12 protein-coding genes are annotated in these 13,154 nt (G+C 51.0%); 10 read left to right on the top strand and 2 right to left on the bottom strand.

The genetic code is table 11. The annotated features are described in order from the left end of the window. Positions 1-28 precede the first annotated feature (28 nt). The 9 genes from J7438_RS11560 to J7438_RS11520 all read left to right on the top strand — a co-directional run bounded on the left by J7438_RS11560 (position 29) and on the right by J7438_RS11520 (position 10,386). Entirely contained in the window at positions 29-1,876 is a 1,848-nt protein-coding gene (locus J7438_RS11560; RefSeq protein ID WP_209200522.1) for a V-type ATP synthase subunit I, read from the top strand. Between the two features lie 2 nt (positions 1,877-1,878). Then, positions 1,879-2,328, top strand: coding sequence for an ATP synthase subunit C (locus tag J7438_RS11555; RefSeq protein ID WP_209276661.1), 450 nt, complete (start codon positions 1,879-1,881; stop codon positions 2,326-2,328). A 136-nt stretch (positions 2,329-2,464) separates the two neighbouring features. Further along, positions 2,465-3,157: a hypothetical protein gene (locus J7438_RS11550; protein ID WP_101747257.1), complete on the top strand. Its 693-nt coding sequence runs from the start codon at positions 2,465-2,467 to the stop codon at positions 3,155-3,157. A 195-nt stretch (positions 3,158-3,352) separates the two neighbouring features. Then, the gene (locus tag J7438_RS11545) at positions 3,353-4,042 is read left to right on the top strand and encodes a DUF2764 family protein (RefSeq protein WP_101747255.1); all 690 of its coding nucleotides are present in this window, start codon (positions 3,353-3,355) and stop codon (positions 4,040-4,042) included. Between the two features lie 45 nt (positions 4,043-4,087). Beyond that, a complete protein-coding gene (locus tag J7438_RS11540) occupies positions 4,088-5,920 on the top strand; it encodes a V-type ATP synthase subunit A (protein ID WP_209200524.1) in 1,833 nt (610 codons plus the stop codon). Between the two features lie 179 nt (positions 5,921-6,099). After that, positions 6,100-7,644, top strand: coding sequence for a Fic family protein (locus J7438_RS11535; RefSeq protein WP_209276660.1), 1,545 nt, complete (start codon positions 6,100-6,102; stop codon positions 7,642-7,644). A 191-nt stretch (positions 7,645-7,835) separates the two neighbouring features. Next, on the top strand, positions 7,836-8,645 hold the full coding sequence (locus J7438_RS11530; protein WP_209276659.1) for a transporter substrate-binding domain-containing protein: 810 nt from the start codon (positions 7,836-7,838) through the stop codon (positions 8,643-8,645). 6 nt (positions 8,646-8,651) lie between these two features. After that, positions 8,652-9,641, top strand: coding sequence for an amino acid ABC transporter permease (locus tag J7438_RS11525; protein ID WP_286196538.1), 990 nt, complete (start codon positions 8,652-8,654; stop codon positions 9,639-9,641). Positions 9,642-9,663: 22 nt separating this feature from the next. After that, complete coding sequence (locus J7438_RS11520; RefSeq protein ID WP_353620125.1) at positions 9,664-10,386, top strand: amino acid ABC transporter ATP-binding protein; 723 nt, start codon at positions 9,664-9,666, stop codon at positions 10,384-10,386. Positions 10,387-10,522: 136 nt separating this feature from the next. On the opposite strand, the gene J7438_RS11515 is transcribed toward J7438_RS11520, so the two are convergent. Continuing rightward, positions 10,523-10,822, bottom strand: a complete 300-nt coding sequence (locus J7438_RS11515; protein ID WP_209276657.1) for a VanZ family protein — start codon at positions 10,820-10,822, stop codon at positions 10,523-10,525. Positions 10,823-10,947: 125 nt separating this feature from the next. Further along, positions 10,948-11,604: a pseudouridine synthase gene (locus J7438_RS11510; protein ID WP_209276656.1), complete on the bottom strand. Its 657-nt coding sequence runs from the start codon at positions 11,602-11,604 to the stop codon at positions 10,948-10,950. Between the two features lie 89 nt (positions 11,605-11,693). Between J7438_RS11510 and J7438_RS11505 the strand changes: the two genes are divergently transcribed. Further along, complete coding sequence (locus J7438_RS11505; protein WP_209276655.1) at positions 11,694-13,142, top strand: DASS family sodium-coupled anion symporter; 1,449 nt, start codon at positions 11,694-11,696, stop codon at positions 13,140-13,142. The last annotated feature ends 12 nt before the right edge of the window (positions 13,143-13,154 follow it).

Raw genomic sequence — 13,154 nt, 5'->3', positions numbered from 1 at the left:
GGTGGTATAACCTGCGAAAGCATTGATTATGGCTATTAAACGACTGAAAAAGATCACCCTTTACGGGCCGAGCCAGGAGAAGAGCGGCATCCTGAAAGAGCTGCAATCCCTGGGCTGTCTGCATCTGATTCCATTAACCGATAAACCGGTTGAGGTTCAGGTGCAGCCGGCGGAAGCCAGTGAAGCGAAAGCGTGGCTGGAGCGCAGCCCAAAACAGAGAAGGCAGATTCGCAATTTTCGTGAACATAAGGATGCTGCCCGAGTAGACGACATCGTTCATAAGATTTTGGACAACAAGTCCAAATTCCGTGAGCAGTCCGATATTCGCGACAAGCTCCAGGAACGGATTCGGGAAGTGCGTCCCTGGGGCGAGTTTACTTTTCCTGCCCTGTCTGACCTGAATGGTCAACGGTTCTGGTTCTATGTTCTGCCCAATGGTGAACTGCCGACGCTCAGGGACTCCCTTAAACAGTGCGAGCTGCCCTGGGAGCTGATCCATCAGAGCCAGAAAGACAGTTACGTCATCGTTCTTTCTGACAAGGAGCCCGAGGACTTTCTGCTTCCTGTGCATCGTTCTCATGTGGGTAAGATTCCCCTTTCCCGCCTGGAAGAGATGCTCGATGAAGCAGAGGATGCCATCGAAGATCTGCTGGCTGAGCGAGAAGCGCTGACACGCTGGCACTACCTTCTGGATCAGGTGCTTGCCGCCCGTCTGGACAGCGCCGATCTGCAGCAGGCCACCAGTGGCACAATGGATGAAGACAGCTTCTTCCTGGTGCAGGGCTGGGTACCGGTGGCTGAACAGGCCAATGTTGAAGCCTTCACGGCTGCCCACGGTGTTGCGGCAATATTCGAGGACCCGACGGCAGACGACAATCCTCCGACGTTACTGGACAAACCGGCTGGAACCGGTGGTGGTGCGGATGCCCTTGGCTTCTTCCAGACACCCAACTACCGCGCCTGGGACCCGGGCAATGTGGTGTTTTACTCATTCTCGCTGTTCTTCGCGATGATCATGAGTGATGCCATGTACTGTCTGATTTTCGGACTGATCGTTTTCCTGTTCAGGGGCAAGCTCCGGCAGAGTGAAACCGGTCGTCGTCTGATGAATCTGGCGTACTTTATGTCCGGTGTGGGTATTGTCTGGGGTGTCTTTATCGGCAGTTACTTCGGTGCGGCACCGGACAGTGGCAGCTTATTTGGCCGTCTGGCCTTTATCGACCTCAACGATTACAACGCCATGATGAAATTGTCGGTGGTGATCGGTGTTGCGCACCTGATCGTTGCCAACGTCATGACGGCGATTGTCAATCGTGGCTCAAGTTATGCCCTGGCACCATTGGGCTGGGCGGGGTTGATGGGTGGTGGTCTGACACTGTGGCTGGGGATGACCGGTACGCTGCCAGCGGCGTTTCAATCCACCATTGGCCCGGGGCTGATGATTGCCGGTGCCCTGCTGGTATTCCTGTTCTCCAGCAGCCGCGAAGTGACATCCTTCAAGGACCTTATTCTGAGAATGCTGGATGGCCTGAAAGCCGTCTACAACATTACCAGTGCTTTTGGTGATGTACTCAGTTACATGCGCCTGTTTGCCCTCGGCCTGTCCGGTGCATCCCTGGCCATGACGTTTAACTCTCTGGCCATGGACGTTCTTAATTCCAGCCCCGTCACCGGAGTGCTGTTTGCGGGAATCATTCTGCTGCTGGGTCACCTGCTGAATTTTGCCCTGTGCATCATGAGCGGTGTGGTTCACGGCATGCGTCTTAACGTCATTGAATTTGTCAACTGGGGACTGTCTGACGAAGGCTACCCATTTAAAGTCTTTAACCAAAGAACGACCTTTAACCAGCAAACAACTTTTAGTAAAGAGGATTAACAATGGATGCACTGATTATCGCACTGGGTTGGGTAGGTGTTTTCGCACCGGTTGCTCTGGGTGCAGTGGGTTCTGCAATCGGCTGTTCTGTCGCCGGACAGTCTGCCTGTGGTGCGATGCTGGATGTGGAGAGCGGCTACGGTAAGTTCGTCGGTCTCTCGGCCATGCCATCTTCCCAGGTTATCTACGGCATTGTCATCATGTTTACCCTGAGTGGCATCGGCGTCACTCTGACCAGCGCTCCTGGTCTGTTTGGTATTGGTCTGCTGACCGGTGTTGCCCTGATGTACTCTGCCGTCTACCAGGGACAGGCGGTTGCTGCGGCCATCAATGCTTCCAAGAACAAGCCGGAAGTATTTGGTCTTTCGATTGCACCTGCAGCGATCGTAGAAGGCTTTGCGGTATTTGCTTTCGTATTCGCACTGGTTATGGGCCAGGGCATCGCCGCCTGATGATGGGTAAAAGATTTGGAACCACAAAGGACACGAAGAACACGGAGAAAAGCTTTTCTTATTTCTTTCCTTTGTGAACTTGGTGAGCTTTGTGGTTCAAAAAATACTGGCCCATAAGCAAATACAGGATTAGATAATGAGTACAGCAACTCCTGAAAAACAAACCGGGAAAACCGTTTCCGTCGGTGTTCAGGAACTGATCGAAAAGCTGCGTAACCAGGGCGTCGACAGTGGTCGCCAGGAAGCGGGCAAGATTATTTCTGACGCTGAAGCCAAAGCCGCCGAGCTGATCGCGGATGCCGAAAAACGCGCCAGTGCCATTGTTGGCAAGGCCCGTGAGGAAGCGGATTTTATTACCAGGGCAGGCAAAGAAGCGCTGCAGCTGGCTGAGCGAAATGCCGTCCTTGAGCTGAAAGACTATCTGCTGGAAAAATTCTCAGACCAGATCCGTGCAGTGGTCAGCCACTCCATGGAAGGCGACAAGCTGCTGGAAGGGATGATTCTGGAAGTGGCTGGCCAGAACAATCTGCGCGGCGAAAACAACATCGAAGTGATCCTGCCCAGAAAAGTCATTGGTGTGGATGAACTGCGTGACAAACCTGAGCTGCTCAAGGCCGGTGGTTTGCTGGAGTTCGCCATGAAGCGGGCCAGTGAGATGCTTCAGGATGGCGTAACGTTCACCGTTGGTGGTGCTGGCCAGAGTGGCATTGCCTTTCGTCTGAAAGATAAGGATATCCAGGTCGAGCTGACTGATGAAGCCGTTGCTGCGGTTCTGCTGAAGCACCTGCAGCCACGTTTCCGTGCCCTGCTTGAAGGCATTATTAAATAATTGGTGTCAGTTCTGGTGGCAGGGAAACCCCCGCTACCCGTTCGTATAAGGGGGGGAATTCAAAATGCCATTTGCCATAGAGACACGGAGACACGGAGAAAGAGCTTTTTTATCAGGTTTTCTTTTCTCTGTGTCTCCGTGATTCCGTGGCAAAAAAATGGCAAAACCCGGATTACTCTCCCCAAGGAGAATACAATGGCTGAAAATGCCTACTATACCCTGCTGACATCGCTGCCGCATATTGACTCACTGTTTAACAGCAAGATTACGCCTATCTCACGCATTCAGCTGGACCGCCGTCTGGCCATGTTGTCCACGGCAGATCGTGAAACACTGGTTAAGGTGGAACAGCTGGTGCACTGGAGCCATCTGGGCGAAGAGATCAAAGAAGCGTATTTGATCAATCTGGCAGAGCGCCTGTTGCAGGAGCTGGACAGTCCTGATCTGAAAGAGCTGGTGAACTGGCGTCTGGATATGCGAACCATTGCTGCCGCCTTGCGACGAAAGGCCAATGGTATTCAGGCTCCGACGTCCGCGAAATGGAGTTACGGTAGCCGCTATGCCTACATCCGCCATAACTGGAATCACCCCACCCTCGGTTTGCAGCATGCATTCCCCTGGATTCCGGTGGCGGTTGAATGCCTGAGTAAAAAAGACTACCTGACGCTGGAAAAAACAGTGATGGAAGCGGTGTGGAACAAGCTGAACGAGCTTGGTGCCAGACACCGTTTCGATTTTGAAGCCGTGGTGATCTATCTGCTGCGCTGGAACCTGGTGGCACGCTGGACCTCCTACAATGGTGAACAGGCAGTGGTTCGGTTTAATGAGCTGACCCAGCAGGCATTAGGGGAATTTGCCCACCAATTGCCGGGTTCCCCGGATTAAACGACAACGGTTATACACATGACTGAACAGACAAAAACAGATCTGATGCAACAGACCTCTGCCCGGGTGGTAGCGGTGATGGGTGATATCATCACCATCGAAAGCATCAGTGGCAAAGATGGTGCGAAAAAGCCGCTGGTTAAGAACGAGGTGGTCTATGTACTGCCAAGCCGTCGCGCCAATGAAGCGGTGGAAGAGCAGCTGATGGCCGAGATTCTCCGTGTTCGTGGCAACACGGCGGATATTCAGGTGTTTGAGGAAACCCGTGGTGTTGCTGTCGGTGACCTGATCATTCAGACCGGGCACATGCTGTCTGTGGATCTGGGGCCTGGTATTCTCAGCATGATCTACGACGGTCTGCAGAACCCGCTGGAGCGTCTGGCGAATCTGCATGGTCGCTTCCTGCAGCGTGGTGTTCAGGTTGAGTCCCTGGATCGTACCCATAACTGGGCGTTTACTGCCGTGGCTAAAATCGGCGATAAACTCCGTGCCGGTGAAACCTTTGGTACCGTTCCGGAAGGTCGCTTTACCCACAAAATCATGATTCCGTTTGATACCGTGGGTGAAGTGGAAGTGGTCTGGATTCAGGAAGGCAACTTCTCTGTTGACACTATCGTGGCTCGGGTGAAAAACCATAAGGGTGAAGAAATTCCCTTGACCATGTACCAGCGCTGGCCGGTGCGTAAGTCAATCGCTGAAACGCTGGCCGCAAAAGGCAAGACCGAGCGTCTTTACCCTAACCAGCCGCTGATCACCACCACCCGTATTGTTGATACCTTCTTCCCGATTGCCCGTGGTGGTACCGGCTGTATCCCCGGACCTTTCGGTTCCGGCAAGACAGTATTGCAGCACGGTTTCTCCCGTTACTGCGACGCGGATATCGTTATTGTCACTGCCTGCGGTGAGCGTGCCGGTGAGGTGGTTGAAACCATCGAAGAGTTCCCGCACCTGCAGGACCCCAAGACCGGTGGTGCCCTTATCGATCGTACGGTTATTATCTGTAATACGTCGTCTATGCCGGTGGCTGCCCGTGAAGCCTCTATCTATACCGGTCTGACACTGGGTGAGTACTATCGCCAGATGGGTTACAACGTGCTGGCCCTGGCTGACTCTACTTCCCGCTGGGCTCAGGCCATGCGTGAAACCTCTAACCGTCTGGAAGAAATTCCCGGTGAAGAAGGCTTCCCGGCCTATATGGACTCTGCCATCAAGGGGGTTTACGAGCGTTGTGGTGTGGTTCGCAACGAAGACGGCGACGAAGGTTCCCTGACCATGATTGGCTCTGTATCACCGGCTGGTGGTAACTTTGAAGAGCCGGTGACCCAGGCCACCCTGAGTACCGTAAAGGCGTTCCTTGGTCTGTCTTATGATCGTGCTTACAAGCGTTTCTATCCGGCGATCGATCCTCTGATCTCCTGGTCCCGTTATCTGGATCAGCTGGAAGACTGGTACTCGAAAAACCTGTCACCAGAGTGGGTCAGCAACGTCCGGGAAATGCAGGAACTGCTGGTGCGTGGTGACAGCATCAACCAGATGATGCAGGTAACTGGTGAAGAGGGTATTACTCTGGAAGACTACGTGACTTTCCAGAAGTCTTACATGCTGGACATGGTCTATCTGCAGCAGGACGCTTTTGACGATGTGGACGCTTCCTGCCCAATCCATCGTCAGCAGGAAAACTTTGACCTGGTGGTGAGCCTGATTCGTCAGCAGTACAACTTCAGCGAGAAAGAAGAGGTGCGTGATTACTTTATCAAGCTGACCGGCCTGTTCAAGAACATGCACTATGCACATCACGGATCACCTGAATACAACAACTACATGCACCGTATTCAGGAGCTTCGCAGCCATTACGCCATGGGTGCTTTAGCTGCCTGATGGCTGTTGTATAACACGTCCTGTCCAAGTCTGCCGGCGATGCCGGCAGTACTTTTTTAACCCGGATATTTTCAGATATGTCTTCGCCCATTATCCCCTGAATATCTTTGATTTAGTTTGAACTTTTTGGTTTTTTTAATATCAACACTGGCTATGTTGAAAAGAGCAGTCGGTGTTATATGGATAGCGATAAAATTTCAGGCTTGCCTGACTCTTGCATTGTTCAAACTTACCATTCTTATCAGCAAGAACGTGCGGGTGGCAGGATGGGCTCTTACCATGTTACCCCCTGTGAACATGATGACCTTTCAGGCGCTGATTCTGGCTCAAATTTGCAGGAAGACGGCAGGATGCAGCGTTTGGCTGAGAGGTTTTCAGCTATCGGTACTGTTACTCAACCAGTCTCTGCGCAAAAGATAGAAGTGAAAACCAGGGTTCAGTGTGCTTTGCAGGCATTCCTGAAACATGACATTGAGTTTTGCAGGCAATTTGTGCAGCCAGCAAATCCTGACTGTGATAAAAGTTTTACCCCTCGATTTATCCGATTTTTTCCTGTTGTGTCAGGGATTTTGATCGATGCTCTTGTGGCAAAAGGAGAACCTGCCACAGACAGCGATTATGAGCTGGCAGGTGATGCCTTAAAAGACAGTGCGGTGAAGACTGTTTTTTTCCAGCTGATAAGAGCCACGTTTTCCGGGCTGGATAGTTCCAGGAAAACTACAGCTGATCATCTTCTTAAGGCTTATAGAAAATATCCGGATGGATGTTATGACGCAATAGTTGATGGAATCATCAGCCATAGAAAATCCCTTCCGGAATTACAGGTTGCAATGGACAGAAATCGGCTTACCCGGGGGTTTCCAGCATGCTATTTTCCAATGCTGTTTGGCTCGAAGGAAGACTATTATCTGGGGGTAGATGCCCAAAATTATGATGCCAATACGGTTCATAATCTCTGCCAGGCCTTTGCCGGTTTGTTGGAGCAGTCCCGTCGTGGTGATCTTGAACCTGTGAATTTGTTGATATTGAATCAGATTCATCAACGTCTGACTAAGGATGTCAAGTCCTGGTATGGTGAACCTATATCTCCAGTTTATGACTGTGCTGTATCACATGTATTTGATATTCCGAAAGAAAAATTCACGCAGTCTGGTTACCTGGAAATGATGTTATTTGTTCAGGGCTGCGATAAAAAATACCGGGGTATGGATAAACTCTCTCCTGACAATCACGCAATTTTTCATATTTGTGGCTACCATGCGCCAAATCATGAAAAACCGGGTAAAGTTACGGTCAGAGCCTATTGTGATGAGCCTGACAAAGGTAATATTCGCAAGAAAAATGTATTGATAAACGTGTTGGTTGACCATAGAAAGGCGCTGCATAGCACCCCGACTCCGGATGACGTTCGCTTATCCACTGCCAGACTGGCAAAGCGATTAATGCTTTTGCACTATTTTCTTGACGGAAATGGCAGAACTATTATTTACCTGATCAACCGCGAGCTGCTCAGAAATGGTCAGCCTCCGTCAATTATTCTGGATGCTGACGCCATTACTGCGAAGTCATCTGCCGAGTTCTCCCAAATGATAAAGGAAGGACAGGATCTTTTTATCGGTATACAGCGCAATAAGCAGCCAACCTTATCTAATCCACCCTCTCTCTGCTTTCATGATCAGGCAAAAAGCAGGTTGCATGGGTATTTGCAGCAAGACTGGCGATAGGGGGTTACGGATGTTGACAGGTTGGGTTGGTATTGTTGGTAAAAAACGACAGTATATGTACAATGCAGAATGTTCTCCTCGTATAACCAGATAACTACGAGGTTAAAGCGGTCAGGGATTCGCCGTACATAATGATAAAAAAAGTTCTGGCACCAGTGGTACAGGATATCTGGTTGCGGACAGGAGTTATAATGAAAAAAATTACCGCCATGCTGGCATTTCTGCTGGCGTTCAGTTCCTCGCTTTTTGCCTCTTATAACCAGATATGGGAAGAGTCCACGCTGAACAAGATCATGGAGCGCAAGGTGCTTCGTGTTGGTCTGGATGCCGGCTATATGCCATTTGAAATGACCAACAAGCAGGGTAAGATCGTTGGTTTTGATGTGGACGTTGCCCGGCAGATGGCCAAGTCCATGGGCGTAGAGCTGGAAATTGTTAATACCGCATGGGATGGCATTATTCCGGCTCTGGTGACGGATAAGTTCGACATTATCATGTCCGGTATGACCCTGACTTCCCAGCGTAACCTGCAGATTAACTTTGCCAACCCCTATATTGTCATTGGCCAGAGTGTATTGCTGCGTAATGGCCTGGAGAATGAAATCAAGTCTTATAAAGATCTGAATAACTCGAAATATACGGTGGTATCCAAGCAGGGAACCACCGGTGATCTGGCGGCCAGGCGTTACCTCGGTAAGGCAGAGCTGAGACTGTTTGAAACCGAATCTGAAGGTGCCATCGAAGTGATGAATGGCAAGGCAGATGCCTTTATTTATGACCTGCCGTTTAATGCGGTCTACTCCAGCCAGAATCCGGGCAAACTGGTTCACCTGGACACTCCTTTCACCTATGAGCCGCTGGCCTGGGGCGTTCGCAAAGGGGACCCGGACTTTGTTAACTGGTTGAATAACTTCCTGACCCAGATTCAGGGTGACGGTACTTACGATAAAATTTATGCCAAGTGGTTCGAAAGTTCCGCATGGCAAAAGACCCTGAAGTAACGGTTGATGCTGCAGGGTAAACCCGTGAAAGGCCAGCCTCTGCAAATGGAAAAGCCGCCGAACCAGGTTCTGTGGAATCTGGTTTTTGCGGCAATATTGCTGCTGTTGGGTCTGGGTATCTACAAGTCCAGTCAAGCGATTGACTATATCTGGCGCTGGGATCGAATTCCCCAGTACATTGTTTATCAGGCCCGCGATGAACTTCGTGCGGAGTTTGATGGCACCATACAAAGTAATGAAGCAGGAGAGTTAAACCTCATCAATGATGTTGACGACAGTGAGCGTATGACTGTTGTCGGTTATCAGGAAATGGCTGTCAATGACGGTGACCTGATCTTTGCAGGTGACCTGTTGGCGGTCAACTATCACTGGCAGCCGGGACCGATGGCCAATGGACTCTGGATGACCATCAAGCTCTCCCTGGTGTCTATTGTTTTTGCCATTGTTCTTGGGGCTCTGGCTGGTCTGGCGCGTATATCACCCAATCCGGCACTGCGTCACCTTGCGACTGTTTATGTTGAGCTGGTGAGGGGGACGCCCCTGCTGGTGCAAATCTTCATTGTCTACTTCTTTATTGGCACTGTTATGGATCTGGAGCGATTCACCGCCGGTGTGGTGGCGCTGTCAGTATTCACCGGAGCCTATGTGGCAGAAATCATCCGGGCCGGTATCGAATCTATCAGCCGGGGGCAGATGGAGGCCGGACGAAGTCTGGGGATGAGCCGTGGCATGACCATGCGCTATATCATTCTACCGCAGGCGTTTAAGAGGGTGTTGCCACCACTGGCTGGCCAGTTTATCAACCTGATCAAGGATTCTTCGCTGGTTTCCGTTATCTCGCTGACAGACCTTACCAAGGCTGGACGGGAAGTGGTAAGTGTGACATTCAGCCCGTTTGAAGTATGGTTCAGTGTTGCCCTGTTGTATCTGGTTCTGACCGCCATGCTTTCCTGGCTGGTCCGTCGTTTGGAGGTGAGATATGCCGTCAGAGACTGAAGGTTCTTTGTCCGCAGCGGGCATTATCCGGGCCACCGGGGTTGAGAAGGTCTATCCCAACGGGGTGCACGCTCTGAAAAATGTTCATCAGAATATTCAGGAGGGTGAGGTCGTTGTGGTCATTGGCCCCAGCGGCTCCGGTAAGTCGACATTTCTGCGAACCCTGAATCAGCTGGAAACCATTAATGCGGGTGACATTGTTATTGATGGCATATCCCTGACCACGCCCGGGGATGTGAATAAACTCCGGGAAGAGGTGGGAATGGTTTTTCAGTCGTTTAATCTGTTCCCCCACCTGTCAGTATTGGATAATATCTGCCTGGCACCCATGAAGGTTCGTGGCATCAGCCGCACTGAAGCAGAGGAGCGGGCAAAAGCCCTTCTGCTGAAAGTAGGGCTGTCGGATAAGGCCGCCAGTTTTCCTCCGCAACTGTCGGGTGGACAGCAACAGCGGGTTGCCATCGCCAGGGCACTGGCCATGCAGCCACGGATTATGCTGTTTGATGAACCCACCAGTGCCCTTGACCCGGAAATGGTTGGTGAAGTGCTGGATGTGATGAAACAGCTGGCTGCAGAGGGGATGACCATGGTGGTGGTTACCCATGAAATGGGCTTTGCCCGGGAGGTGGCTGATCGGGTCCTGTTTATGGACGGCGGTGAGTTACTGGTGGATAGTGAGCCGGAGGTTTTTTTTCAGGCACCGGAGAATGAACGTTTGCGGGTTTTCTTAAGTCAGGTAATTTGACGAAATCTTTGGTCAGCAAAACAGCTGGCTCTTTATGGATTCCGGGGGGGAGTATTTCAGCTGTGCTCTTTGATCACTCTATCCTTTCTCCTGGTCCATATCCGAAAGGCTATAACGTCGGATCGGTTAGATGTAATTATCCGTTGTTATCTCCTGGGTGTGTTTCCTTAAACGCCCAGCGAACCCTTAATACAGGCGTTCTTTTAAATGCTGGAATCAATAACCAGTACATAAGGATGCCAAAGCAGTTTGCGACGATATCCCAGAACGATGGGTGGCGATAGTCGGTAAGGGATTGCAGGCCTTCAATCCACATGCCGTATAAAGCTGCGATAGATGCTTTTTTCAGGTTGAAACTGTCCTGATAACAAAAGCCATCAAGAAGGCCGGAAATAACCAGAAAAGCAAGGCAGTGGGCTACTTTGTCAGCAGCCACTGGCAGCCTCCAGAATGTCAGGTCAACACCTCTGAAGTTATCTATTGGCAATAGAGACAAAATAGTGATGGCTGTCAGGGTAATGGCTAATGCCGCTCTGCTGACCGGTAAATAGTGCTGAAGAATTACGTCTTCCAGTGACGGGGCTTTCCTGAGGTTTTCCACTTTACACGTTTGGATCTGTTTGTATTGAGTTTGTCTTTCAGTGAAGCAGGGATTTCCAGCTCACGCCAATGACCCGGCTGCAGGTCGTCAATTTTCCATGGTCCTATCTGGCAGCGAATCAGCCTGAGTGTTGGATGGCCGATAGCAGCGGTCATTCTTCTTACCTGACGGTTTCTACCCTCCTTTATAGTTAATTGAATCCAGCAATCCGGAATCGACTTTCTTTCCCGTATGGGCGGCACTCTTTCCCAGACATCAGGAGCATCAATGATTTCTGCCCGGGCCGGGAGAGTAGGGCCATCGTTCAGAACTATTCCGGTACGAAGATGGTCTAAGGATTGAGCGTCCGGGATTCCTTCCACCTGAACCCAGTATGTTTTGGGCATTTTGTGCTCAGGTGAGGCAATCAGGTTTTGCAACTGACCATTATTCGTCAGCAGTAATAACCCTTCGCTGTCTCGATCCAGCCTGCCCGCTGGATAGATGCCGGGAATGTTAATGAAATCCTTCAGGGTTTGCCGTCCTTCCTGGTCCGTAAACTGGGTCAGGACACCGTAAGGTTTATTAAAAAGCAATAATCGGCTTTTTTTGGAAGGGCGTATAACAGAAGCCTGCATGGGTAATCACTGATGAGAAAAGTCAGAATTATAAATGCAGGAGAACCTGTGGACTAGACTATGGCCTTAACCATTTAAAAGGGGGTTGTGTGAGTACACCACCAGCAAGCTGTGATCACCCTCAGCAGCGGGCAACTGATTTGAAATCAGTTATCAGTTATTTAGCTCCATTGCTATTGGGGGGGAGTCTTTGGGTGCTACCCGCTCCGGAAGGTCTGGATCTGCAGGGGTGGCATATGCTGATTATTTTTATCAGCACCCTGTTGGGGGTGATGGTCACCCCCATGCCCATGTCGGCAATCACACTGATGGGGGTGACAGCTCTGGGACTGACCAAAACGCTGACCCTCAAGCAGGCACTGGCGGGTTATGGTGATCCCGTAACCTGGCTGGTGGTGCTGGCGTTTTTCATCTCTCACGGGTTTATAAAAACCGGGCTTGGGCTCAGAATTGCCTACTGCTTCATGCGTATCATGGGGAAGAAAACCCTGACGCTGGGTTACGGACTTACCCTGACGGATATGCTGCTTGCCCCGGCAATGCCCAGTACCACGGCTCGCGCAGGTGCTGTGGTATACCCCATTATGCAATCCATCGCCACGGTCTATGACAGTAAACCGGGAGCCACTGCCAAAAGGATGGGGGCTTTTCTGTTGATGATCGTCTTCCATGCCAATGCCATCACCAGCACCATGTTTCTGACCGCCATGGCGGGTAATCCACTGGTGGTCAAGCTTGCTGGCAATCAGGGTATTGAGTTGAGCTGGGCGACGTGGGCCCTGGGGGCATTGTTACCCGGTATTGTCTGTCTTATCTTGATGCCACTTTGCCTGTATCGCATTATCCCGCCGGAATTGAAAGAAACCCCCATGGCCGTCAAGGTGGCACAGGATGAACTTCACCGCCTGGGCTCCCTGACCAGGGATGAATGGATTATGGCCGGTACATTCCTGGCGCTGCTTGTGCTCTGGATATTTGGCCAGCAGCTGGGCTTTTCAGCGACGCTGGTTGCCATGGTGGGGGTGTGCATTCTGCTGTCAAGCGGTGTTCTGAACTGGGATGATCTCCGTGGTAACAAGGGGGCCTGGGACACCATGATCTGGTTCGGGGCATTTATTACCATGGCTCATTACCTCAGTGCCTATGGCGTAGTGAGCTATGTCAGTGATCAGGTTGGCGTTCTGTTTGACGGTTTGCCCGCCTGGCTGGCAATGATCACCGTCTGTGGACTTTACTACTTTTTCCATTATTTCTTTGCCGCCTCCACAGCACAGATCAGTGCCATGTATGCCGGTTTTCTGCTGATCATGCTCGGAGCTGGCGTTCCCCCTCTGGGAGGTGCCCTGATGCTTGCCTATATGAGTAATATTTGTGCTGTTATTACCCACTATGGGAATGGACCGGCACCAATCCTTTATGGTGCTGGTTATGTCTCTCTTTTCAACTGGTGGAAAGTCGGGTTGATCATGAGCTCGCTCTATTTGCTGGTATGGCTGGGTCTGGGTAGTGCCTGGTTGTCCTGGTTAGGCTATTTATAGCCAGGATATAAG

It is taken from the genome of Thalassotalea sp. G20_0 (assembly GCF_017744175.1).
In the GTDB taxonomy this organism is placed as follows: Bacteria; Pseudomonadota; Gammaproteobacteria; order Pseudomonadales; family Endozoicomonadaceae; genus Endozoicomonas.
The sequence above is the reverse complement of the archived record's forward strand: the minus strand, read 5'-3'. Positions and strand labels throughout refer to the sequence as shown.